Origin of the sequence: Microbacterium testaceum, from assembly GCF_029761935.1 — a bacterium.
Classification (GTDB): domain Bacteria; phylum Actinomycetota; class Actinomycetes; order Actinomycetales; family Microbacteriaceae; genus Microbacterium; species Microbacterium testaceum_A.
In genome coordinates this window covers 2465362-2489632 of the sequence record NZ_CP121699.1, presented here as the reverse complement: position 1 = coordinate 2489632, position 24271 = coordinate 2465362, and the positions used below count along the sequence as shown (strand labels likewise).

General features: G+C 70.8%; 21 protein-coding genes. 6 read left to right on the top strand and 15 right to left on the bottom strand.

Annotation, left to right across the window (positions count from 1 at the left end):
• Window positions 1-14: 14 nt before the first annotated feature.
• Complete coding sequence (locus QBE02_RS12075) at window positions 15-989, top strand: zinc-binding dehydrogenase (protein ID WP_279365916.1); 975 nt, start codon at window positions 15-17, stop codon at window positions 987-989.
• A gap of 310 nt (window positions 990-1299) precedes the next feature.
• Here the strand turns inward: QBE02_RS12075 and QBE02_RS12070 are convergent, their stop codons facing one another.
• The 7 genes from QBE02_RS12070 to QBE02_RS12040 form a co-directional block, all read right to left on the bottom strand.
• A complete protein-coding gene (locus QBE02_RS12070; RefSeq protein ID WP_279365915.1) occupies window positions 1300-1779 on the bottom strand; it encodes an NUDIX domain-containing protein in 480 nt (159 codons plus the stop codon).
• Entirely contained in the window at window positions 1779-3446 is a 1668-nt protein-coding gene (locus QBE02_RS12065; protein ID WP_279365914.1) for a DUF4407 domain-containing protein, read from the bottom strand. The genes QBE02_RS12070 and QBE02_RS12065 overlap by 1 nt, the downstream gene beginning before the upstream one ends.
• Before the next feature lie 125 nt (window positions 3447-3571).
• Complete coding sequence (locus QBE02_RS12060) at window positions 3572-4585, bottom strand: aldo/keto reductase family protein (protein ID WP_279365913.1); 1014 nt, start codon at window positions 4583-4585, stop codon at window positions 3572-3574.
• 110 nt (window positions 4586-4695) lie between these two features.
• A complete protein-coding gene (locus QBE02_RS12055; protein WP_268102534.1) occupies window positions 4696-5328 on the bottom strand; it encodes a response regulator transcription factor in 633 nt (210 codons plus the stop codon).
• Window positions 5325-6548 (bottom strand): sensor histidine kinase, encoded by a 1224-nt coding sequence (locus QBE02_RS12050; protein WP_279365912.1) that lies wholly within the window; start codon window positions 6546-6548, stop codon window positions 5325-5327. Before QBE02_RS12050 ends, QBE02_RS12055 begins: the two co-directional genes overlap by 4 nt.
• On the bottom strand, window positions 6548-7351 hold the full coding sequence (locus QBE02_RS12045; RefSeq protein WP_056224531.1) for an ABC transporter permease: 804 nt from the start codon (window positions 7349-7351) through the stop codon (window positions 6548-6550). The genes QBE02_RS12050 and QBE02_RS12045 overlap by 1 nt, the downstream gene beginning before the upstream one ends.
• A complete protein-coding gene (locus QBE02_RS12040) occupies window positions 7348-8223 on the bottom strand; it encodes an ABC transporter ATP-binding protein (protein ID WP_279365911.1) in 876 nt (291 codons plus the stop codon). The genes QBE02_RS12045 and QBE02_RS12040 overlap by 4 nt, the downstream gene beginning before the upstream one ends.
• A gap of 243 nt (window positions 8224-8466) precedes the next feature.
• Between QBE02_RS12040 and QBE02_RS12035 the strand changes: the two genes are divergently transcribed.
• The 4 genes from QBE02_RS12035 to QBE02_RS12020 are packed head-to-tail and all read left to right on the top strand — an operon-like array spanning window position 8467 to window position 14488.
• Complete coding sequence (locus QBE02_RS12035) at window positions 8467-9951, top strand: glycosyltransferase (RefSeq protein ID WP_279365910.1); 1485 nt, start codon at window positions 8467-8469, stop codon at window positions 9949-9951.
• Window positions 9948-11936, top strand: a complete 1989-nt coding sequence (locus tag QBE02_RS12030) for a hypothetical protein (RefSeq protein ID WP_279365909.1) — start codon at window positions 9948-9950, stop codon at window positions 11934-11936. The genes QBE02_RS12035 and QBE02_RS12030 overlap by 4 nt, the downstream gene beginning before the upstream one ends.
• 30 nt (window positions 11937-11966) lie before the next feature.
• Window positions 11967-12851 (top strand): DUF4397 domain-containing protein, encoded by an 885-nt coding sequence (locus QBE02_RS12025; protein ID WP_279365908.1) that lies wholly within the window; start codon window positions 11967-11969, stop codon window positions 12849-12851.
• Window positions 12848-14488 (top strand): class F sortase, encoded by a 1641-nt coding sequence (locus QBE02_RS12020; protein ID WP_279365907.1) that lies wholly within the window; start codon window positions 12848-12850, stop codon window positions 14486-14488. The genes QBE02_RS12025 and QBE02_RS12020 overlap by 4 nt, the downstream gene beginning before the upstream one ends.
• Before the next feature lie 105 nt (window positions 14489-14593).
• On the opposite strand, the gene rlmN is transcribed toward QBE02_RS12020, so the two are convergent.
• The 5 genes from rlmN to QBE02_RS11995 all read right to left on the bottom strand — a co-directional run bounded on the left by rlmN (window position 14594) and on the right by QBE02_RS11995 (window position 20589).
• Window positions 14594-15877 carry a 23S rRNA (adenine(2503)-C(2))-methyltransferase RlmN gene (gene rlmN / locus QBE02_RS12015; RefSeq protein ID WP_279365906.1) on the bottom strand — a complete coding sequence of 428 codons (1284 nt, stop codon included), beginning with the start codon at window positions 15875-15877 and terminating at the stop codon, window positions 14594-14596.
• 212 nt (window positions 15878-16089) lie between these two features.
• Window positions 16090-16356, bottom strand: a complete 267-nt coding sequence (locus tag QBE02_RS12010; RefSeq protein ID WP_056224536.1) for an HPr family phosphocarrier protein — start codon at window positions 16354-16356, stop codon at window positions 16090-16092.
• 18 nt (window positions 16357-16374) lie between these two features.
• Window positions 16375-17205, bottom strand: coding sequence for a PRD domain-containing protein (locus QBE02_RS12005; RefSeq protein WP_279365905.1), 831 nt, complete (start codon window positions 17203-17205; stop codon window positions 16375-16377).
• Between the two features lie 44 nt (window positions 17206-17249).
• On the bottom strand, window positions 17250-18701 hold the full coding sequence (locus QBE02_RS12000) for a glycoside hydrolase family 1 protein (RefSeq protein ID WP_279365904.1): 1452 nt from the start codon (window positions 18699-18701) through the stop codon (window positions 17250-17252).
• On the bottom strand, window positions 18688-20589 hold the full coding sequence (locus QBE02_RS11995; RefSeq protein ID WP_279365903.1) for a beta-glucoside-specific PTS transporter subunit IIABC: 1902 nt from the start codon (window positions 20587-20589) through the stop codon (window positions 18688-18690). Before QBE02_RS11995 ends, QBE02_RS12000 begins: the two co-directional genes overlap by 14 nt.
• A gap of 315 nt (window positions 20590-20904) precedes the next feature.
• Between QBE02_RS11995 and QBE02_RS11990 the strand changes: the two genes are divergently transcribed.
• A complete protein-coding gene (locus QBE02_RS11990) occupies window positions 20905-21762 on the top strand; it encodes a Cof-type HAD-IIB family hydrolase (RefSeq protein WP_279365902.1) in 858 nt (285 codons plus the stop codon).
• 138 nt (window positions 21763-21900) lie between these two features.
• On the opposite strand, the gene QBE02_RS11985 is transcribed toward QBE02_RS11990, so the two are convergent.
• The 3 genes from QBE02_RS11985 to QBE02_RS11975 are packed head-to-tail and all read right to left on the bottom strand — an operon-like array spanning window position 21901 to window position 24265.
• Window positions 21901-22731 (bottom strand): SDR family oxidoreductase, encoded by an 831-nt coding sequence (locus QBE02_RS11985; RefSeq protein WP_279365901.1) that lies wholly within the window; start codon window positions 22729-22731, stop codon window positions 21901-21903.
• Window positions 22728-23507 (bottom strand): enoyl-CoA hydratase/isomerase family protein, encoded by a 780-nt coding sequence (locus QBE02_RS11980; RefSeq protein ID WP_279365900.1) that lies wholly within the window; start codon window positions 23505-23507, stop codon window positions 22728-22730. Before QBE02_RS11980 ends, QBE02_RS11985 begins: the two co-directional genes overlap by 4 nt.
• Window positions 23504-24265 carry an SDR family NAD(P)-dependent oxidoreductase gene (locus QBE02_RS11975; RefSeq protein WP_279365899.1) on the bottom strand — a complete coding sequence of 254 codons (762 nt, stop codon included), beginning with the start codon at window positions 24263-24265 and terminating at the stop codon, window positions 23504-23506. Before QBE02_RS11975 ends, QBE02_RS11980 begins: the two co-directional genes overlap by 4 nt.
• Window positions 24266-24271 lie beyond the last annotated feature (6 nt).

Here is a 24271-nt window from a genome sequence, read left to right as displayed (position 1 = left end):
ACAGGAGGCATTCCATGCGCGCAGTCATCCACCACGAGTTCGGCGAGCCGGCCGACGTCGTCGGAACCGAAGAGGTCGAGACCCCGACCCCCGGGCCCGGTGAGGTGCGCCTGCGCGTGCTCATGTCGCCGATCCACAATCACGACCTGTGGACCATCCGCGGCACGTACGGCTTCAAGCCCGAGCTCCCCGCCCGCGCCGGCACCGAAGCGGTCGGCGTCATCGAGGAGCTCGGCGAGGGCGTCGAGAACCTGACCGTCGGTCAGCGCGTCGCCACCGGCGGCACCTTCGGAGTGTGGGCCGAGCAGGTCGTCGCCAAGGCTGCGGGCCTCATCCCCGTCGCCGAGGGTCTGAGCGACGAGGTCGCCTCGCAGCTCGTCTCGATGCCCTTCAGTGCCATCAGCCTGCTGCACTCGCTCGACCTGAAGGCCGGCGACTGGATCGTGCAGAACACCGCCAACGGTGCCGTCGGCCGCATGGTCGCGCAGATCGCAAAAGCCCGCGGCGTCAACGTCGTCGGTCTCGTGCGCCGCCAGAGCGCCGTCGAGGAGCTCGCCGCCCAGGGCATCGACAACGTCGTGTCGACCGACGCCGACGACTGGCGCGAGCAGGCCCTCGCCCTCGTCGGCGACGGCACGGTCGTCGCGGGCGTCGACTCGGTCGGCGGCCCCGCGGCCGGCCAGGTGCTGTCGCTGCTGAGCGAGAACGGCACGCTCGTGATCTTCGGATCGATGGGCGCCGGCACACTCGAACTCGGCGCCGGAGACCTCATCTTCCGCCAGGCCACCGTGAAGGGCTTCTGGGGCAGCGTCGTCAGCAAGACGATGGATGCCGAGACCCGCGGCGCCCTGTTCGGCGAGCTGTCGCGCTACCTCGCCGATGGCACCCTGACGCTCCCGGTCGCGGCCACCTTCGGTCTCGACGACATCGTCGAGGCCGTCACCGCGAGCGACGCTCCCCGCGTCGGCAAGATCCTGCTGCGTCCGTGATGTCTCGGGCTCGCAGTGCCGCTGTCTGGCGGCGCCGCGAGCCCGGATCCGCCCCGCTTCGCGTGCGGAACTCCTGAGATCCGCACGCCGACGGCCCCGGCGCCCCCGCAATCCCGCGGGTCGGCGTCGGGGCCGTCGACATCTCTCCGGAGTTCTGCACGCGACCTGCCGCGGAACCTCTCTGCAGGCCCGATCAGACCGCGCGTGCAGAAGTCCGGAAATTCTCACGCGAACGGCCCCGGCGCACCCGCAATCCCGCGGGTCGGCGTCGGGGCCGTCGCCGTTTCTCCTGCGTTCTGCCCGAGACGCGTCAGGACGCGGGCAGCTCCGCCAGCGCGGCTTCGAGGGCGTCGATCGCCGGGCGCTGGCCCTTCACGAGCGCTTCGCGCGCGGCATCCGGAGCCATCCACTCCGCGCGGTCGACCTCGGGGAACGAGGCCGTCTTCCCGGAGCGGGGCGGCCACGCCATCTCGAATGTGCCGAACGTGAAGTCGGATGCCGTGAACCCGGCGCCGTCCCCCACGAAGACGACCACCTTCTTGCCGCTGGCGTACGCGAAGGTGCCGAGCTCCGCCCACTCGACCTGGGGCGGCTCGACGCCGAGCTCTTCGCGGAACTCGCGGCGCGCGGCATCCAGAGCCCCCTCGGATTCGGGGTCGAACTCGCCCTTCGGGATCGACCAGGCACCGGCGTCCTTCTTCGCCCAGAACGGTCCGCCCATGTGCGCGATGAACACCTGCGGCTCCGGCGTCAGCCGGTACAGCAGCAGTCCCGCGCTCCACACGACCATCAGGTGACGGTGGCCGGCACGCGGTTCGCCTCATCGGCGATGATGTCGGCGCGCTTGCGGAACGTCCGCGCCGAGACGCGGTCGAGGGCGATCTGACCGCGCATCTTCTCGGCCTTCTCGTACAGAGAGGGACCACCGAACCCGGTGAGCACCTTCACGAGCACGGGCAGCAGCTCGATCATGAAGAAGAGCGCGGCGATCAGGTAGTGCGCCCAGCGCAGCGTCGGTTCGCGGTCCGACAGGCGTTCGAGGGCCGTGATCTGACTGAGCAGGCCCACCGCTCCCGCGTTGCCGTCGGCGACGGACGACGCCCGCGCGTTGTACGCGGCGAGCGCCGACTCGTATTGCGCCCGCGCGGCGGGCAGCTGGTCCTCGGCCTGCTGCTTGTTCTGGTCGGCCGACGAGGCGGCGGCCTCGGCCCCGGCGGAGTTCGCGGCGGCGAGGGTCGATTGCGCCTGCGCGAGCTGGGTCGACAGCGAGTCGTAGGCCGACTGCGCCTGAGCGAGCTGCGCCTGCGCCGCGTCGGAACTCGCGCCGTTGCCGGCGACGCCCGTACAGCCCGGAACCGTCCCGGCGCCCTGGCCCGTGAGCTCGCACTGGTACACCGCGCGCGCCTGGTCGATGACCGTCTGCTGCGCGGCGAGCTGCTGCGTCAGCTGATCGACGCTCTGCTGAGCCGCGGCGGATTCGGCCGAGGTCGACGAGGTTCCGGTCACGATGCCGGTCGCCGCCTGGTTCTCGAGCGCCGACACCTGCGCGCTCGCGGCGTCGAGCGCCTGCTTCTCGGGGCCGCTGGTCACGGCATCCTGGTCGGTGAGGGCCTGTGTGACGTTGGTGGAGTTCACTTCGCGCACGATGTCGTTCTGGAACACCTGCAGCACGAGCGGCTCGGCGACGACGATGCCGATCAGTGCCGCCATGATCACGCGGGGCATGGCCAGGCCGAGCAGGCGGAAGATGTTCTTCGTCGAACGCATCGTCGAGGTGAGGAAGCGGTCGAGGTTGAAGATGATGAGGCCCCACACGATCGCGAGGGGCACGGCGAGCCACAGGCTCACGCGCACTCCCGTCAGCAGCGCGAACATCATCGACAGCGACGAGACCAGAGCGGTTCCGGCGAGCACGAGGAACATCTGCACGAAGCGCGGCACCTCTTCGGGCACCTCGTCGAGGACGTCGTTGTCGGCGCCGCCGAGCACCGCCATCCGGCGGATCAGCGACAGACGCGGTCGTCGAGGATCGTGACGGCGCAGGCGGGGCTGGCGCGGCTCGGATGCCGCGGCCACGGATGCCGCGGGCTCGGGCACCTCGTCGGGGATCACCGCGGTCTCGTCGTCGGCGCGGGAGCGCTGGGCGCGGTCGATCACCACGGTGTCGTGGTCGTCGGCGGGGGCGTCGTCGCGGGGGGTCTCGACCGGCTCGGCGTCGCGGGGGGTCTCGACCGGCTCGGCGTCGCGCGCGTCGACGACGAACGGGTCGACGGGCTCGTCGTCTGCGGGCGGCGCGCCCCACGGCTCGGACGTGTGGTCCTGGGCCCCGGCGGAGCGGTGGGCCGCGTTCTGCGCGGCGAGGATGTCGTCGAGATACTGCTCGCGTTCCTCGTCCGTTGTGAACTCGATGCGGCCATCGGAGCCGAAGCGGCCCGGCCGGTGAGCGGAAAAGGACATTCGCACAGAGTACGACGCCCACCCTGCCCTCTCCTGAGCGGCGCCTGAGGCGCAGCCGAGCGCCCCTCTTCGCGTCGCAACGCGGCGGAGCGGAGCCGAAGCCCCGCCCCACCGTCGTCCGCGGGTCAGGCCACGCGCTGCTTCGGCGATACCTCGTAGGTGTTCTCGGGGTCGGAGTACACCGCGTCGCCGAGGGCCGAGTCGATCGCGGCGAGGGTGTCGGCATCCAGAGTGACTCCCGACGCCTTCACGGTGTCCGCGAGCTGTTCGGGTCGCGATGCACCCACCAGGGCTGCCGCGATGTTCGGATTCTGCAGCACCCACGCGATCGCGAGCTGGGGCATCGAGAGTCCGGCTTCTTCGGCGATCGGCTTGAGGCGCTGCACGGCCTCGAGGGTCTCGTCGCGGAGGAACCGCTTGATGAAGGTGGCGCCGCTCTTCTCGTCGGTCGCGCGCGAGCCCTCGGGCACGGGCTGACCGGGCAGGTACTTGCCGCTCAGCACGCCCTGGGCCATCGGCGACCAGACGATCTGCGAGATGCCGAGCTCTTCGCTGGTGGGCACGACCTTGCCCTCGATCACGCGCCACAGCATGGAGTACTGCGGCTGGTTCGAGATGAGCTGGATGCCGAGCTGCTTCGCGAGCGCGTGCCCGTCGCGCAATTGCTCTGCCGTCCACTCCGAGACGCCGATGTAGAGCGCCTTGCCCTGGCGCACGATGTCGGCGAAGGCCTGGAAGGTCTCTTCGAGCGGCGTCTCGTAGTCGAAGCGGTGCGCCTGGTAGAGGTCGACGTAGTCGGTGCCCAGGCGCGTCAGCGACCCGTTGATGGAGTCCATGATGTGCTTGCGGCTGAGGCCGGTGTCGTTGGGGCCAGCGGGGCCGGTGGGGAAGTAGACCTTGGTGAAGATCTCGAGCGACTCGCGCCGCTGCCCCTCGAGGGCCTTGCCGAGAACCGTCTCGGCGGCCGTGTTGGCGTAGGCGTCGGCGGTGTCGAATGTCGTGATGCCGGCGTCGAGGGCGGCGTGCACCGTGGCGATCGCCGCGTCGTCACCGACCTGCGAGCCGTGGGTCACCCAGTTGCCGAGGGTGATCTCCGAGATCTTGAATCCACTGTTGCCGAGATAGCGATAAGCGACCATTCCTCCACGCTAGACCCGGCCACCGACACCGGGGCCGCGGCATCCGGATATCGGCGTGAGGGGTCGGAATGTGTCGCCGCGAAGCGCCGGAAGCGATCGATTCCGACCTCTCACGAGGGCGACCGCAGGATGCCGAGCTCCATCGCCCGCGTGACGGCGCGCGTGCGATCCGCAACCTCGAGTTTTGTGAAGGCCTTGAGCAGATGCGTCTTGACCGTCGCCTCGCCGAGGTGAAGACGGACGCCGATTTCGCGGTTGCTCAGCCCCTCGGCGACGTGCGAGAGCACCTCGACCTCTCGAGGGGTCAGCGTCGGCATGTCGGGCGCCCGCCCCGCCTGCCCCACCAGCACCCGGGCGACGCTCGGCGCGAGAGCCACCTCGCCGGCTGCGACCGCGCGGATGCCCGCGATCAACTCCGCTTCGGGAGCGGCCTTCAACAGGTACCCGCTCGCCCCCGCGGCGATCGCGCGCATGATGACGTCGTCGCTCTCGTAGGTCGTCAAGACGATGACACGCGTCGCGGGCACGCTCTCGCGCAGCATCGCGGTCGCCTCGTCGCCGTCGCGGCGCGGCATCCGCATGTCCATCAGCACCACGTCGGGACGTTCCTTCTCGACGAGGTCCACGACCTCCACCCCGTCGGAGGCCGCTCCGACCACGTCGATCCCGTCTGCGGCGTCCAACAAGCCGACGAGCCCCGCGCGCACGATGGGGTGGTCGTCCGCGACGACGACGCGGATCACGAGCGTCCCGCCCTGACAGGGACTCCGGCGCGTACCGTCGCAGCCCCCGGGGTGCCGTCGACCTCGAGCGATCCGCCGAGGGCGCCCAGGCGTGCACGCAGCCCCTCGATGCCGTAGCCGTGCGCGCTGGCGGTGGCGTCGAAACCGACGCCGTCGTCGCGCACGGTGACCTCCACGACGCCGTGCCGCTCGGCGAGAGTCACCTCGACGCGACGGGCGCCGGAGTGCCGTCTCGCGTTCGAGAGGCCCTCCTGCGCGCACCGCAGGAGCGCCACCTCGGCCTCGCGATCGAGCGGCGGTACGACCGAGGTCACGAGCTCGACGTCGAGACCCGTTTCGCGGACGGCCCGCGCGACCACCGTGCGCAACGCTTCAGTCAGTCCGCCGGCCCCGACCGAGGCGGGGGCTCCCCCGGCGACCAGCTCTCGGGTCTCGGCGAGTGCTGCCCGTGCGGCCTCCTCGACGAGCTCGAGGGTAGACGGCGACAGAGCTCCCTCGACCAACTCGCGCCGGGCGCGCTGTGCGAGCATGACCGTCCCCGCGAGGCTCTGCGCGATCGTGTCGTGCATCTCGGCGGTGAGGCGCTCGCGCTCGGCCATCGCGCCGGCGTCGTGATGCAGAGAGGCGAGTTCGCTCTGCGCTGCCGTCAGCTCGGTGACGAGAGCGTCGCGTTCGGAGCCGTACCGCGAGATCCCGCTGATCCAGAGCCCCAGCACGACGGCGGAGACGAACGACGCGCCCTGTACGAAGGCCATGACCGCCCACGATCCTCCACCGGTCCAGGGCAGCAGCGCGGCGAAGATCGACGCGGCCGAGACGAAGCACGCGCCCACCGCGATGCGGGTCGACGCGGCCAGCGTCCACAGCAGCGGGAAGACCCAGAACTGCAGCATCGCGAGCCACGGCACGAGGGAGGTCAACAGCGCGACCGCGAGCACCGTGACCACCATGGTGACCACGTCGAGCGCGCCCATCGTCCCCGCCTCGCGCCGCAGCAGACGGGGCAGCACGAGCAGGATGAACACGGTGTAGGCCCCGAGAAGCGTCAGCGCAGCGACAGCCGAGGCCCACGGGATGCCGGCGACGACCGCGGATGCCACAGCGATGCCCGCACCCAGGATTCCCGCCGCGAGGAAGGCGACGATCCACCCTCGCGTCGTGGGGAGTCCGACATCCGCCGCGTCCGAGGCGGCGACCGGGGTGGCGGTGAATTGCGACATCACGCGTCCTTCCGAATCCACCGGAACGTCAGCCGCACGAGCGCGAGTCCCAGCACCAGCCACAGCCCCGTCACCAGCAGGATCAGCGGGTGGTCCCACGAGCCCGACGGCTCGCCGGCCGCGAAGCTCTCGGGCAGGAAAACAGAGCGGAAGCCCTGCGCGAGCCACTTCAGCGGGAAGACGCTCGCGACGTTCTGCAGCCACTCGGGGAGGGCGGCGAAGTTGATGTAGACGCCCGAGATGAACTGCAGCAGCAGCACGATCGGAATGACGACGCCCGTGGCGCTCCGGCCGGTGCGGGGCAGCGCCGACAGGCCGATCCCGAGGATCGCGCAGGTGGTGACGCCCAGGAGGAACACCCACGCGAAGGTCAGCCAGCGCTCCGGGTCGGTCGGCAGCGGCACGCCGAAGAACACCGCGGCCACCACGATGAGCAGCGCCGACTGCAGGAATCCGGTCACCAGCACCTGCCCGAGCTTGCCGATGAAGTACGACACCGGACTCAGCGGGGTTCCGCCGAGGCGTTTGAGCGTGCCGTCGCTGCGCTCCATCGCGATGTCGATCGACATGTTCTGCAGGCCCGACAGCAGCACGCCCGCGGCGAGCATCGCGGGGAGGTAGAACTGCGCGGCATCCACCTCGTCTCCGGGCGGGCCGAAGGTCTGCGCGTCGAAGGCGACGGCGAAGATCAGCAGGATCATCACGGGGAACAGGAACGTGAAGAACACCGAGTCGCCCTGGCGGAAGTACGAGCGCACCTCGAACGCGACACGGGCGGCACCCAGCCGCAGCACGCGGCTCACGCGGTGCCTCCCGCCGCGGCCGTGCGGCGCGCTTCGTCGCCAAGGAACGAGAGGTACACGTCTTCGAGGCTCGGGCGCACGACCTCGAGCCGCTCGGGTTCGCCGACACGGGCGTAGAGCTGGGCGACCACCGCTCCGGGATCCTGCGTGCGCTGCTCGCGGGTCTCACCGCCCTCGCGCCACCGCACGAGAGGCACACGGGCATCCGGTCCGCCGAGTTCGTCGATACGACCGACGGATGCCACTTCTCCGCCGACGATGATCGCCGCGCGTTCCGCGAGTTCAGCTGCCTCGTCGAGGTAGTGGGTGGTCAGCAGGATCGTCGTGCCCTCGCGCTGCAGGTCGCGGATGAGGTACCAGAAGTGCCGTCTGACCTCGGGGTCGAAGCCGGTCGTCGGCTCATCGAGGAACAGCAGGTCGGGTCGACCGACGATCCCGAGCGCCACGTCGACGCGACGACGCTGCCCGCCCGACAGCTTGCGCACCGAGACCTTGGCCTTCTCGCTCAGCCCGACCGAGGCGATGACCTCGTCGACGTCGCGCGGGCGCGGGTAGAACGAGGCGAAGTGCGCCAGCAGCTCCCGCACGCTCGCCGTGGGCGCTTCGCCGGTGTTCTGCAGCACGATGCCGAGTCGCGCCTTCCAGTCGAGGCCGCCGCGGTGCGGGTCGATGCCGAGCACGCGCACCTCGCCGCTCGTGCGGTCGCGGTAGCCCTCGAGGATCTCGATGACCGTGCTCTTGCCCGCGCCGTTGGGACCGAGCAGCGCGAACGTCTCGCCCCGGCGGATGTCGAACGACACCCCGCGCAGTGCCTCGAGGCCCCCTCGATAGGTCTTGCGCAGGTCCTGAACCTCGACGACGTTCTCGCTCATGCCCTCAGTCTGGTGGTGCGCGACACCGACGGGAACGACGACCCGGGGGACTCGGCATCCCCCGATCGGTGGATGCCCCTTAACACGACGCCGACGAGCGCGAACCCTGGCAATCGCCTGTGCCATCCAAACCATTCCCCCCGTGCACCCCCGAATCACCCGTGCGAGACGTTTCACCCCCGGTCGTCGCGCATCTCCCCTTACCGCCCTCGAACCGTCCACGTGGACGCTGGAGGTTGTCTTTTGTCGTTCCCGCACGTTCCCCCGCTCACCGCCGCCGCACCCGGTCCCACACCCGAACCGCTCCTCACCCCCGTCGCTCCCGCCCCCGGGCAGGGGTCGACGGGAACCACCGAAGTCCCCCTCCCGGCCCAGCCCGGAACGACCGTGTCGGGCGGTTTCCTGCCCGACTGGTCGATCGGCGAGTGGCTCGGCTACAGCGGCATCATCATCCTGGCGCTCGCCCTGACCGTCGTCGCGACGACGACGCTGTGGTGGATGCTCCACGCCTGGCGTTCCGCCGATGATCTGCGCGCCACGCAGTTCAGCTCCTCGCCGCGTCCCGCGCGGCACCGGTTCACGCTGCTCGTGCCCGGGCGGCACGAGGAAGAGGTGATGGGGCAGACGCTTGACCGCCTCGCGCAGCAGGATCACCCCGATTTCGAGATCATCGCCATCGTCGGCCACGACGACCCCGGCACCGAGATGGTGGTGCGGCAGGCCGCTGCCCGGCATCCCGATCTCATCAAGGTCGTCGTGGATGACAGCGTCCCGAAGAACAAGCCCAAGGCGCTGAACCGCGCCCTGCAGATCGCGACCGGTGACGTCGTCGGCGTCTTCGACGCCGAGGACGAGGTGCACCCCGGCCTGCTGACGGTCGTGGACTCGAAGTTCCAGGAGACGGGTGCCGACGTCGTGCAGGGCGGCGTCCAGCTGATGAACTTCGAGACCAGCTGGTGGTCGCTGCGCAATGTCCTGGAGTACTACTTCTGGTTCCGCTCGCGCCTGCACTTCCACGCCCGCTCCAAGTTCATCCCCCTCGGCGGCAACACCGTGTTCGTCACCCGCGACCGCCTCGCATGGTCGAAGGGATGGGACGACCAGTGCCTCGCCGAGGACTGCGAGCTCGGTGTGCGCCTGTCCAGCGACGGCGCGAAGGTCGTCGTCGCCTACAACCCCGAGTACGTCACGCGCGAGGAGACCCCGCCGACCCTGAAGTCGCTGTACAAGCAGCGCACGCGCTGGAACCAGGGCTTCCTGCAGGTGCTCGGCAAGGGCGAGTGGAAGGCGCTGCCGACGCTGCGCCAGCGCATGTACGCCCGCTATCTGCTGAACATGCCGTTCCTGCAGGCGGCGACCGGACTGCTGATCCCCATCTCGCTCGTGTTCATCCTTCTCGTGAAGGTGCCGACACCGGTGGCGCTGCTGACCTTCCTTCCGCTGGTACCCACGATCATCACCCTCGTCGCCGAGGCGGCGGGACTGACCGAGTTCGGACGCGTCTACGGCAAGAAGGTGCGCGTTCGCGACTACGTCCGCCTCGTGCTGGGACTCGTGCCTTACCAGGTGTTCCTCGCCGCCGCCGCCGTGCGCAGCGTCGTGCGTCAGGTGCGCGGTGACGGCAGCTGGGAGAAGACCGAGCACACCGGCGCCCACCGCGACGCCGCGACCGCGACCCCGTCCACCGCGCGCGACCTCATCGGCGCCGGCGCGGAGGTGACCCGATGACCTCGACGATCGACCGCGTCCCCACCGGGACGATCCCCTCCGACCGCGCGTCCGCGGGGCTGCGCCGCCGGGTCTCGCCCTGGCGCGCCCGGCTCGGCGACGCGCTGTGGCTGCTTCCTCCCCTCGTCCTCGGCCTGCTGGTCAACGCGCTGAACCTGGGCGGCTCCCCGCAGCGCATCGACGACGAGGGCACCTACACCGCGCAGGCGTGGAGCATCGGCAACCTCGGCGAGCTCACGCACTACACATACTGGTACGACCACCCGCCCCTCGGATGGATGCAGATCGCCGCCTGGGTCGGTCTGACCGACGGCTGGAACCGCTACGACGTCGCCGTCCTCGCCGCCCGCGAGGCGATGCTCGCGGCCACCGCCGCAGCCGCCGTTCTGCTGTGGTTCGTCGTGCGCCGCATCGGCTTCGCCCGGTTCACGGCATCCGCCGCGGTCGCGCTGTTCCTGCTGTCGCCGCTGGCGGTGCAGTTCCACCGTCAGGTCTACCTCGACAACATCGCGACCGCCTGGTTGCTCGCCGCCCTGCTGCTGGCGATGAGCCGACGCGCCCAGCTCGCCGGGTACATCGGCGCCGCCGCCGCGTTCGGCGTCGCCGTCCTCACGAAGGAGACCTACCTGCTCGCGCTGCCGTTGGTGGCGTGGTTCATGTGGCGCGGGGCGGAGCGCACCACGCGCCGGTACACCCTGTCGGTCGCCTCGGCCGTGCTGGGACTCATCGGTCTCGCGTACGTCGCCTTCGCCCTGGTCAAGGGCGAGGTCGCCCCCGCCGCCGGGCGCGTGAGCCTGTGGGACGGGCTGGCGTTCCAGCTCGCCTCGCGCGAGGGCAGCGGATCGCTGTTCGACCCCGAGAGCCTCATGGCGCGCACCGTCGGACTGTGGTGGCAGCTCGACGCCGTGCTCATCGTCACGGCACTCGCGGCCGCCGTCGCGGCCCTGTTCGTGCGTCGCCTGCGTCCGTGGGCGATCGCTCTGCTGGCGCTGACGGCGTTCATGTTCCGCGGGGGCTACCTGCCCGTGCCGTACGTCATCATGCTGCTGCCGTTCGCGGCGGTGGTCGTCGCCGGAATGGGTCAGGTGGCCGTCGAAGCCCTGCGCTCGGCGGGCGCGATGCGGCGCCTCGCCGGAGTCGCCACCGCCGTCGGGCTCGTCGTCGCCGTGCTGGCCGCGGGTCCCCTGTGGGCGTCGCAGCTGCGCGGGTTCCTCCTCGCCGATCTCGACCGTCCGCTGCGCGATGCCGAGGCGTGGATGACGCAGAACGCACCGGCCGACTCCCGCATGCTCGTGGACGACGCGATGTGGGTCGACCTGGTGCGCGCGGGCTTCGAGCGCGAGAACGTCGTCTGGTACTACAAGGCCGACACCGACACCGACGTGCAGCAGCTCGCCCCCGACGGGTGGCGCGACTACGACTACGTCATCACGACCGACTCGATGCGCACCTTCCCGACCGAGTTCCCGACCGTGCGTCAGGCTATCGAGAACAGCGCCGTGGTGGCGTCGTTCGGAGAGGGTGCGCAGAAGGTCGACGTGCGCCTGGTCGACACCGCCCAGGCGGCGCTCGCGCAGGCCGCCGACGACGACCTGTACGCCGCCCGATCGGTCGCCGGGCAGCAGGTGCTGCAGAACCCCGGCGTCGGCGTCCCCGGCGAGGAGCAGGATCTGCTCACCTCGGGCGTCGTCGACGGGCGGATCCTGCTGACCCTCGGCCAGCTGTCGTCGCAGGGCCGCATCGACGTGGCCGACATCGCGCAGCTGGAGGGCGATCCCTCGGGCGTGCACCGTCAGCTCACCGTGAGCGAGTTCGCCGGTCAGGACGCCCGGGGGGATGCCGCCGGGGCCGACGCCCTGCTGCGGTTCTACGACTCGCTGACCGGCCCCCTGCGTCCGGTCTCGGTCGAACGCGGCGACGCCGGCGTGGTCATCACGTTCTCACCCGACGAGCCGGTCGACCTGCTCCCCCGTCCCACCTCCTGATCCTCTCCTCCCCCCAACGAAAGGACCGCCATGTTCCGTGTCACTCCCTCCCTTCGTCCCGCGCGGCTCGCCGCGATCGGCGCCGCCGCCCTGCTCAGCGCCGGGATCGGCGTCGCCACCGCCCCGGCCGCCTCCGCGGCCCCCACCGCGCCCGGCGGGTGGGCGCGCGTCGCCCACCTCTCCCCCGACACCAAGTCGGTCGACGTCCAGCTGACGGCGCTCGCCGGTGGGGCCGTCGTCTACGAGCTCGACGACGTCGCCTACGGCGCCGTGAGCCCCTACATCCCCCTCGCCGACGGCACGTACGTCGTGTCGATGGTGCCCTCGGATGCCGCCGACGGCACGCAGCCGGTGGTGCAGCAGTCGATCGACATCGCCGAGGGCGAGCCGCTCACGGTCGCCGCCTACGGCCGCAACGCCGACCTGAAGACCACGGTCTTCGAGGACGACCTCTCGGCCCCCGCCGCCGGACAGGCGCGCGTACGCGTCGTGCAGGCCTCGACAGTGGAGCCGACGGTGGACGTCGACACCGCCCAGGGGCGCCCGATCGCGCGCGACGTGCCCGCGGGGTCGGCGACCGACTACGCCGCGGTGCCGGCCGGTTCGTGGGATCTGGAGCTGACGGGCGCGGACGAATCCGCGACCTCGGCGGTGGACCTGCCGGCGGGGTCGGTCTCGACCCTCTTCGTGCTCGATGACGCCCAGGGAGCGCTCACGGCGCAGACCATCACCGACTCCGCGACCCTCGCCGACATGCCGGTCGGCGGCATCCACACCGGTGGCGGCGGAACCGCCGCCGCCACGACCGCGCCCACGGGTGCCGCCGCAACGGGCGCCGGCGCGATGGCCGTGGCGCTGGGCGCCGTCGCGCTCATCGCGGCGCGTCGGCGCCGCCGCGGCGAGGCGCGCGCATGACGTTCGCACGCCGGGCGTCGACGGTCGGCGCGGTCGCCACCGTCGTCGCCCTGACGATGGCGGCGTGCAGCACCGCGACCGAGCCGGAACCCGACATCGCCGACGCCACCACCGCGACGGCCGAGGCCTTCCTCGACACCTACGTCGACGCCGGTCGCGTGGTGCGCACGGACCAGGGCGGCGACACCGTCAGCGAGGGGCAGGCATACGGCCTGCTCCTCGCCGTCGCCGCCGACGACCCGTCGCGCTTCGACAGCATCTGGGACTGGACGACCACCCACCTGCAGCGCGACGACGGCCTGCTGGCGTGGCAGTGGAAGGACGGCTCCGTCGTCGACGAGCAGCCCGCCTCGGACGCCGACCTCGATGCGGCGCGCGCGCTGGTGCTCGCGGGCGACGCCTTCGACCGCGACGACCTCCGCGAGCAGGGCGTGTCGCTCGGCGCCGCGGTCCTCGACGAGATGACGACAAAGAGCGCGCTCGGGCGCATCCTGCTGCCGGGACCGTGGGCCACGGCTTCGCCCCACGCCTACAACCCCTCGTACGCGTCGCCGGCCGCGTTCGACGTGCTCTCGCGCGCGTCGGGCGACCCCCGGTGGGAGGAGCTGGCCGCGGGTAGCGCAGCGGTGACGAGCGCACTAATGGATGCCAACACCCTGCCGACCAATTGGGCCACGGTCGCCGACGACGGCACCGTCGCGCTCGCGGGCTCCGCGGGCGGCGGGGGCGAGCCGGCCTACGGCTACGATGCCGCGCGCACGACCATCCGGTTCGCCGAGTCGTGTCATGACGGCGACCGCGCCCTCGCGGCGCGCGTGGCCGCGGCGCTCCCCGGCGGGGACGAGCTGCCCGCCGAGCTCGACGCGGGAGCCGGCGCCCTCACCTCGGACCGGCATCCGGTCGCGTACGCCGCACGGGCGGCCGCGCTCGCCGCGAGCGGGCGCGACGACGAGGCGCGAGCCGATCTGCAGCGCATGGCCGACACCGCGGCATCCACCCCCACGTACTACGGTGCGGCCTGGACGGCCCTCGCCACGGCGATGCTCACCGACGACGTGCTCGACGGCTGCCCCGCGCTCGCAGGCGACCCGGCCGCGGCGGACGCGCCCGGTGCGACGGGCGCCGGGGCGACGACGGCGCCGGGCGTCGGCGCGGCGGGCGGCTTCCAGAATCCGGTGACCCCCGCGGCGGCCAACACGGCCCCGCCCGTGCACATCTCGATCCCGGCGATCGGGGTGGACTCCGACCTCATCGGCCTCGACCGAGGGGACGACGGGTGGATCCAGTCGCCCCGGGACTACGACGCGGTCGGCTGGTACGAGAAGGGGGTCCTGCCCGGAGAGGTCGGTCCCGCGGTCATCGCGGGCCACGTCGATTCACCCACCGGACCGGCCGTTTTCTACGACCTCCCGCGACTGACGCCCGGCGATACGGTGTCGGTCCGCCGCGCCGACGGATCGACGGCCGACTTCGTGGTGACCGGACTGCAGACCGTCGAGAAGAACAGCTTCCCCACCGAATCGGTCTACGCACCGACACCGACGCCGCAGCTGCGGCTGGTCACGTGCGCCGGGGCGTGGGATCCGGCCAGCGGCCATTACGTCGACAACCTCGTCGTGACGGCCGTCGCCGCCTGATCGCGGCCTCGGACGCATGCGGGCGGCCCCGCCAAACGTGATCGTCGCCCGCGTGAACACGAAGCGCCCCCGGCCGCTCGGCCGGGGGCGCTTCCGCGAAGGGTGTCAGCCGACCGGGGTCGCCTCGGCGGCCGCCTCGTCTTCTTCGGTCGCGACGAGCTGACCGCACGCCCCGTCGATCTCCTTGCCGCGGGTGTCGCGGAGGGTCGTCGGGATGCCCGCGTCGTTGAGACGGCGCACGAACTCGTTCTGCACCGGCACCTCGGATGCCGTCCAGATCGAGCCCGGGGTCGGATTCAGCGGGATGGGGTTCACGTGCACCCAGCCGCGACCGCGCGCGTTGAGCTTGTCGGCCAGCAGGTCGGCGCGCCACGCGTGGTCGTTCATGTCCTTGATCAGGGCGTACTCGATCGAGACGCGGCGCCCGGTCTTGTCGAAGTAGGCGCGCGCGGCATCCAGGGCCTCGTCGACCTTCCAGCGGGAGTTCACCGGGATGAGCTCGTCGCGCAGGTGGTCGTCGGGGGCGTGGAGCGAGAGGGCGAAGGTCACCGGGATGTCCTCGTCGGCAAGCTTCTTGATCGCGGGGACGAGTCCGACGGTCGACACGGTGATGCCGCGGGCGCTCATGCCCAGGCCGTGCTCCTTGTCGACCATCACGCGCACCGCCTGCATGACGCGCGCGTAGTTGGCGAGCGGCTCACCCATGCCCATGAACACGATGTTCGACACGCGGTCGAGCGAGTGGTCGTCGCGCTTCTTGCCGCCCAGGCCGCCGGCGGCGATGAGGGCGTTGGCGCGCACGATCTGCTCGATGATCTCGGCGGCCGACATGTTGCGGGTCAGCCCCGCCTGCCCGGTGGCGCAGAACGGGCAGTTCATGCCGCAGCCGGCCTGGCTCGACACGCACAGCGTGATGCGGCCGGGGTAGCGCATGAGCACCGACTCGACGAGGGCGCCGTCGTGCAGCTTCCAGAGGAACTTGATCGTGTCGCCGCGGTCGGTCTCGAGCCGACGCACCTCGGTGAGCAGGGGCGGCAGCATCCCCGCGACGAGCTCTTCGCGACCGGATGCCGGGAGGTCGGTCATGTCGGCGGCATCCGACGAGTAGTGCGTGAAGTAGTGCTTCTCGAGCTGTTTCGCGCGGAAGCCCGGGAGGCCGAGCTCCTTGAGCTTGGCGATGCGCTCGTCATGCGTGAGGTCGGCGAGGTGCACGGGCGGCTTGCCGCGCTTGGGGCTGGCGAACTGCAGCAGCGGACGACCGGTCTCGTCCTTGGCCTGCTGCCAGCCTTCGGTCTTCGGGCGCACCTGGCGGATGCCGGTGTCGGCCGGGGCCCCCTCGGGGCGCACCGAGCGGGGCGTCGTCGTGCGCACGGGGGGCTGTTCGGTCATGGTTTCCAGGGTACCGGGCGCATCTGCACCGCGGCTGGGCGCGGTACCGGCTCGCGTGAGGGGTCACGAAGTGTCGCCTCGTGAGGCGGTAGGCGACAGATTCCGCCCCCTCACGCGAGCCACGAAGAAGGGCCGGACCCCAGAGGGCACGTGAGGGGCCGGGATGCCGGGCGTCGGGGGATACACCCGGCGCGGCCCCTCACGCGATCGGGTCAGGCGGCGTCGAGATCCTGCTCGAGCAGCGCCTGAAGTTCGTCGGCGACGCGGTCGGCCTCGGGACCGTCGACCTCGAGGGCCACCTCGTCGCCCGTCTTCACGCCGAGCTGCAGCAGCGCGAGGATGCTGCGGGCGTCGACGGAGGTGTCACCGGCGGCGAGGGTGACGGTGTGCTTCGACGCCGCGGCCGCGCGGGCGAGAGTCGCCGCGGGGCGGGAGTGCAGGCCGGAGGACGAGCCGAAGACGGCGGTGCGCTGTGCCATGGGGACCTTTCGGGGTGTTCAGCTCGACTGGGCGCGAGCGATATGCAGGGCGAGGTAGCCCACCTCTTCGTCGGAGATGGCCACCTCGTGCTCCTTGAGGACGAACGCGCGGATGCGTTCGGCCGTCGCGACGGCGCGCGGGTGCTTGGCCGTCATGGTCGCGAAGAGCAGGTCTTCGTCCTGACCGGCGAGGCGGTCACTGAACAACCGCTCCGCGAAGAACTGCAGGTGGGTGAGGAACCGACGGGTGTGGAGGTCGTCGGCATCCAGGGTCACTCCCCCGGAGTGCGTGACGATCGTCGTGATGTCCGACACGAGCCCGACCACGCGCATCGAGTCGACGGCCGGTCGTCCCACCTCGGAGTTGACGAGGTGGAAGGCGATGTTGGCGGCCTCCTCGTCGGGCAGCGAGACCCCCGTGCGGTCGCGGAGCAGTCCGAGGGCGCGAAGGCCCACCTCGTATTCGCGCGGGTAGACGGTCCGCACCTCCCACGCCAGGCGGTTGGTGACCTGCAGGCCCCGCCGCTGGCGCTCCACCGCGAAATGCAGGTGGTCGGTGAGCGTGAGGTAGATGTGCGCGTCGAGCTCGATGCCCACCTTCTCGGCATCCATCACGATCGCCCTCGTGAGCTCGACGAAGCCTCCGGGGATCTGGGCGAGCAACTCGACGAGGTTCCGCTGATCGGCGTCGTCGAGCGCGACGAAGACCCGGTCCGTCGATCCCGGCGCGACGGTGTCGCCCGGGCGCGCGGCGAAACCGATGCCCTTGCCCAACAGCACGCGCTCCACGCCGCGCTCGTCCTCGACGAGCACGACGCTGGAGTTCAGCACCTTCTTGATGATCTGCATGGGTGTCTCCGTCGACCCCGGCGGACGCGCAGCGAGTGCGGTCGTCACGCCAGGTCGGCCCCGTTCGAGGCGATGACCTTCTGGTACCAGAAGAACGAGTCCTTGCGACGCCGTTCGCCGGTGCCGTTTCCGAGGTCGTCCTGATCGACGTGGATGAAACCGTACCTCTTCGAGATCTGCGACGACGAGGCGCTGATGATGTCGATCGGCGCCCAGCTCGTGTAGCCGCGCAGTTCCACGCCCTCGTCGACCGCGCGGATCATCTCTGCGAAGTGAGAACGGAAGTAGTCGATGCGGTAGGGGTCGTGGATACGGCCGTCGTCCGCGAGCTCGTCGCGCATGCCCAGGCCGTTCTCCACGATGAACAGCGGCTTGCCGTAGCGGTCGTAGAGGTCGATGAGCGAGATGCGCAGGCCCACCGGGTCGATCTGCCACCCCCACTCGCTGGACGGCAGGAACGGGTTCTTCACGCCGAGCACCGTGTTGCCGGGGGTCCGCTCGGCATCCGGGCGCACCGATTCGGTGAGGGTCATGTAGTACGAGAACGAGATGTAGTCGACCGGGTGCTCGCGCAGCAGCTCGACGTCGCCCTCGGCGAAGGGGATCGTGATGCTCTTCGCCTCGAGCGCCTTCAGCGCCAGCCGCGGGTACGCCCCTCCGGCCTGGACGTCGGTGCACAGGTAGAGCAGTCGTTCCTTGGCCTGGGTCGCCGCGACGTCGTCGGGGTGGCAGGTGTTCGGGTAGGTGGTGAGCATCGTGAGCATGCACCCCATCTCCGACTCCGGCCACATGTCGTGCAGCATCTTCGTCACCGACGCGGATGCCACGAACTGGTGGTGTAGCGCCGTGTAGCAGGCCTGTTCCAGGGAACCCTCGACGGTCTCGTCGATGATGCCGCCCGAGGTGAACGGGTGACGGATGATGCCGTCGATCTCGTTGAACGACAGCCAGAGGTCGACGAGGTGGCCGAAGCGCTCGAAGCACGTGCGCGAGAAGCGCTCGAAGAGGGCGATCGTGCTGCGGTCGACCCACGCGTTGTTCTTCAGGGCGAGCGCGAGCGGCGGGTCGTAGTGCGACAGGGTCACCAGGGGGCGGATGCCGAGACGGCGCATCTCGGTGAAGAGGTCGAGGTAGAACGCGATGCCTTCCTCGTTCGGCTCGAGCTCTTCGCCGGTCGGGTACAGCCGCGACCAGGCGATCGACACGCGCAGCACCGAGAAGCCCATCTCGGCGAACAATGCCAGGTCTTCGCGGTAGCGGTGGTAGAAGTCGATGCCGCGGCGCTTGGGGAAGAAGGCGATGTCGTCATCGGCCATCGCGGCGGCGATGGACTCCAGCGTGTGCTGGTGGTGCACCGCGTACTCGCGCGGGTCGACGTTCGGCCGGTACTTCGACACGTCCGAGACCGCGGGACCGCGGCCCCCTTCGTTCCAGGCACCCTCGGCCTGATTGGCGGCGAGTGCGCCGCCCCAGAGGAATCCGTCAGGCAATCCCATTCGCGGTCTCCTTCGCATCGGTCGACAGCAGAGCGGCGCCCGCGGCGACGCGTCCGGTGACGAGGGGGGCGACCTCGTAGGCGTCGCCGTTGAGCACGACGACGGGCGTCGTGATGTCGAGTCCGGCGGCTTCGATCGCCGCGAGGTCTGCGGTCAGCACGGGCTGACCCGCCTCGACGCGGTCGCCCTGGGCGACGTGGGCGGTGAAGGGCGCGCCTTCGAGGCGCACGGTGTCGAGACCCACGTGCACGAGCACCTCGAGGCCGTTGTCGCCCAGGATGCCGAGCGCGTGGCGCGAGGGCAGCAGGCTCGACACGGTGCCGGTGATGGGGGCCCGCACCTCGCCGTCGGTGGGGCGGATGGCGACGCCGGGTCCGAGGATGCCTCCCGAGAACACCGGGTCGTCGACCTTCTCGAGGGCGATGACCTCACCCGTCATGGGGGCGACGATCTCGCCGGCGGCGCGTGCCGCAACCGGGGTCGACGTGCCCGCCTGCTTCTCGAGCAGACGCACGGTGGCCGAGTCGGAGTCCTTCCAGATCACCAGCGACACGATGAACGAGGTGATCATGGCGACGACGGCGCCGATGACCGCGTGCAGCAGGTTCCAGGGGTTGGCCATGTCGATGAACATCGAGATGGACGCCGCTCCCGGGCTGACGAGGGCGAAGGCCGAGATCGCCGCGATGCCGAGGTACGAACCACCCACGAACGCTCCGATGACGACCGAGATGATCGCGCGGCGGTTCTGCAGCGTCACACCGTAGAGCGCCGGCTCGGTGATGCCGAAGAACGCCGAGATGCCCGACGAGATCGCGGTGCCGCGCAGCGTCTTGTTCTTCGTGCGCACGGCGATCGCGAGGCTCGAGCCCGCCTCGGCGAGGTTGTGGGCGAGCGACGCGACGAGGTAGAAGCTCTCCTTGCCCGCGGAGGCCATCGTGGCCACCGTGGGCGGGATGAACGCCTTGTGCATGCCGACCGAGACGATGAACGGCAGGGCGGCGGCCATCAGCGCGACGGCGATCCAACCAAGGGTGCCGTACAGCCACAGCATCGCCCCGGTCAGCAGGGTGCCCAGGAAGAAGCCGAGCGGACCGAGCAGGAAGATCGTGGCGGGCGCCACGATGACGAAGCAGATCAACGGCACGAGGAACGTGCTGATGACGCTGGGGCTGATGCGGCGGGCGAAGCGCTCGACGACGGCGAGCAGCAGCACGGCGAGGATCGGGGGGAACACCTGCGCGTTGTACGCGATCGCGGGAACCGCCAGACCGAACAGTGCGACGCCGCCCTCCTGGGTGAGAAGACCCGCGAAGGTCGGGAACACCAGCAGGCCGACGATGCCGAGCGCGAGCGGGATGTTCACGTCGAGCTTCTTCGCGGCGGTGTAGGTCACCAGCAGCGGGAGGAAGAAGAAGACCGCGTCGGGGATCGCGGTGAGCACCTGATAGGTCTGATCGGTCGTCTGCAGCCAGCCGAGCGCGACGGCGAGGATGAGGAACGACTTGAAGATTCCCGCGCCGGCGACGGCGGGGATGATCGGGGTGAAGACGCCGACGACGAAGTCCATGAACACCGACCCGGCGCGCTTGAGGGTCAGCTTCGGCGCGGCGGAGTCGACGCGCGCCGCGGCGCGCGTGCCGCTCCCGGTGCGGAGCTTCTCGATCTCGCGGAAGTAGTCGTTGACGCCCGAGCCCACGATCACCTGGGTCTGGGTGCCCAGCACCACGCCGATGACGCCGGGCGTGGCCTTGAGGGCGGCCTCATCGGCCTGCGAGTCGTCGGCGAGCGTGAAGCGGAGGCGGGTCGAGCAGTGGTGGAGCGAGGCCACATTGGCCGCTCCGCCGACGTGCTCGAGGATCGCGCGGGCGCTGTCCTGAGTGGTCATCGAAGTCCTTCCTTGGATCGAAGGACATGCGTCGCGACGTCGACTCCGAAGTCGCCCGGGCAACAAAAAAGGACCCGAAGGCGGTGCTCTCGCACTGCGTTCGGATCCTGCCTGCATGACCAGTCACATGTCCGTCGGCGACTCTACACGACGATTCCCGGATGGCGAATCGCGACGTCCCACGCGCGGGCCGGTCGAGTAGCGTGGCGGTGTCGTCGGTTCTCCCGAGACCGGGATCGATGGCCCTCGACGCGGCATCCGCCGTCGATCCCCCGACCTGATTCGCGCCTCGGCGCCGATCGCTGTGGAGTGCACATGACCCGCATCGCCTTCCTCGACGTCGACGGCACGATCCTCGAGCACGGTTCGGTGATCGCCCCCTCGACGGTGACCGCCGTGCGGAAGGCGCGCGAGAACGGCCACCTCGTGTGGCTCTCCACCGGGCGATCGGCGGGCGACATCCACCCCGAGGTGCTGGCGATCGGCTTCGACGGGGCGATCACCAACGGGGGCGCGTACGCGACCCGCGGCGGCGATCCCGACGAGGACGCCCTGATCGTCGAGCAGCCGATGCCCCGCGCCGACGTCGAAGCCCTCGAGCGCTACTTCGAGGCTCACGGCATCCACTACTTCCTCCAGACCCACGGGGGCGTGTACGCGAGCGCCGGCATGGGTCCCGTGATGACCGAGTACCGCCGCGAACGGCATGAGAAGCGCGCCGCCGAGCTCGGAGCCGAGGGCTTGCCGCCCGAGCAGCCCCTCTGGCGTGAGCCGCGGCCGGTCTCCGAGGTCGACCGCGACGCCGTCGCGAAGGCCGTGTTCGTCAGCCCGTCGACCGACACCGTCGCGCACGCGGCGGCCGCTCTCGGCGAGGGCTTCCACGTCATCCCGGGCTCGATCCCGCTGCCCGGCGGGTCGAACGGCGAGATCGGTCAGGCCGGCGTCACCAAGGGCTCCGCGATCACGGCGGTGCTCGATCAGTTGGGCCTGTCGGCGACGGATGCCATCGGCATCGGCGACAGCTGGAACGACGTCGAGATGTTCGAGGTCGTCGGCACGCCCGTCGCGATGGGCAACGCCGCGCCGGAGCTGCAGCGTCTCGCCGGCCGGGTGACCACCGCGGTTCTCGACGACGGCGTGCACAACGCGTTCGCGGAGCTCGGCCTGATCTGAGGTCGGGCCCCGCCCCTCAGCCCCGCCCCAGTCCGATAAACGCTGATCCTCCCGAGACACGCGGCGGCACGGCGTGTCTCGAAAGGATCGGCGTTTATCGAGGCGCGAGGGGCGTCGCCGCTGCCCCCGCGCCCCCCGTCAGTCCAGGAAGATATCCGGGTACATCGCCTCGTCGGGGGTGCCCGGCACGGCCGCGTACCCCGAGAAGTCCGTCACGCCCGAGGCTTCCAGCACGTCTTCGACGATGAGCGTCTGCCCGGTGCGCTCGCGCGCGGGCGCGATCAGCACCTCGTAGGCGGCGTCGGCGTAGATCTCGGGCGTGCGCGACACGGCCATGAGCCGGTCGCCGCCGATGACGTTCTGCACGGCGGCGGTCGCGATCGTCGTGCGCGGCCAGAGTGTATTGGCCGCGATGCCGGCGTCGGCGAACTCGGCCGCGAGCCCGAGGGTGGCCATCGTCATGCCGAACTTCGCGAGGCTGTACCCCGTGTGCGCCCCGAGCCACTTCGGCGTGACGTTCAGCGGCGGCGAGAGCGACAGGATGTGCGGGTTCTCGGCGTCCTTCAGCGGGGGCACCGCAGCGCGCGAGAGGAGGAACGTTCCGCGCACGTTGACGTCCTGCATGAGGTCGTACTTCTTGGTCGCGAGCTCGAGCGAGCCCGAGAGGTCGATGACGCTGGCGTTGTTGACGACGATGTCGATACCGCCGAACTCGCCGACCGTGCGCATCACGGCCTCGGTGATCGAGGCCTCGTCGCGCACGTCGCCCACGATCGGCAGCGCCTGCCCGCCGGCCGCGCGGATCTCGTCGGCGGCCGTGTGCACCGTGCCGGGGAGCTTCGGGTGCGGGGTGTCGGTCTTCGCGAGCATCGCGATGTTCGCGCCGTCGCGGGCCGCGCGCAGCGCGATCGCGAGGCCGATGCCGCGGCTTCCGCCCGACATGAGGATGGTCTTCCCGGAAAGCGTCACGAGCGTTGTCCTTTCGCGGAGGCGGCGGCGAACGCGGCGACCCGCGCCCGCGCTTCGGGGGTCTCGAAGGCCGCGCCGATCGTGGCGGCCTCGTCGTCGAGGTTCTCGGAGAGGGTGCGCGCGGCGCCCACGCGGACGAGGCGCGTGGCCTGCCCGAACGCCGCGGTCGCCCCCTCGAGCCAGAAGCGCGCGATCTCGTCGACGCGCGTCACCAGATCTGCGGATGCCACGACCTCGGCCACCAGACCCCAGTCCAGGGCCTCCGCGGCGGTGAGCATGCGGTCCTGCAGCAGCAGCTGCAGCGCGCGGCGCTGGCCGATCGCGGCGGGCAGCAGTGTCGAGACGCCCAGGTCGGGGGTGAGTCCGATGTTGGCGTACCGGCTGACGAAGCGCGCGTTCTCGCTCGCGACGATGTAGTCGGCCGTGAGCATGAGCCCGAGCCCTCCGCCGGCGACGGCGCCCTGCACGGCGGCGACCATCGGCAGGGGGGCCTCGGCGAAGGTGCGGATGCCGTCGTGGATCGCGTGCGCCGTCTCGGTCACGTCGCTTCCCGCGGCACCCGTGGTCGACATCGCCACGACGTCGCCGCCCGCGCAGAACGCCGGGCCGTTGGCATCCAGGATCACCGCTCCCACCGCGGCGTCGGAGGTGACCTCGTGGGCGACCTCGCGCCAGCGGCGGGCCATCGGGAAGTCCATCGCGTTCAGCGAGGCGGGCCGGTCGAAGGTGACGCGCGCGAGCCCGTTCTCGATGCGGAGCAGGATGCCGTCGGTCATTTCGGTGCCATTCTGATCGCGCCGTCGAGGCGGATGGTCTCGCCGTTGAGGTAGCCGTTGTCGGCGATCGCGAGCACGAGGCGCGCGTATTCGTCGGGGGCTCCGAGGCGCGAGGGGTAGGGCACCTGCTGGCCCAGCGAGTCCTGTGCCGCCTGCGGGAGTCCTTTGAGCATCGGCGTCTCCATGATCCCGGGGGCGATGGTGACGACGCGGATGCCGTGGCGGGCGAGCTCCCGGGCGATGGGGAGCGTCATGGCGTGCACGCCACCCTTGCTCGCGGAGTACGCGGGTTGGCCGATCTGTCCGTCGAAGGCCGCGACGCTCGCGGTGTTCACGATGACGCCGCGGTCACCGCCGCCGGTGGGGTCGGTCTGCGCGATGACGGCGGAGGTCTGCGCGATGACGTTGTACGTGCCGACGAGGTTGACGCGGACGACGCGCTCGAAGTCGGCGAGCGCCGAGGGGTTCCCGTCGCGGTCGAGCACCTTGGCGGGCGGCGCGATCCCCGCGCAGTTCACGACGACGCGAAGCGGTCCGGCGGCGGCGGCGAGGGCGGCGGCCGCGGCGATCTGCTCGGCATCCGTCACGTCGGCGGGGGCGAACGATCCGCCGAGCTCTTCGGCGATCGCGGCCCCGTTCGATGTCGGCAGGTCGACGATCGTGACGCGCGCTCCCGCCTCGGTCAGACGACGCGCGGTGGCGAGTCCGAGGCCCGAGGCGCCGCCGGTGACGAGGCCGGATGCTCCTGCGATATCCATGCGTTC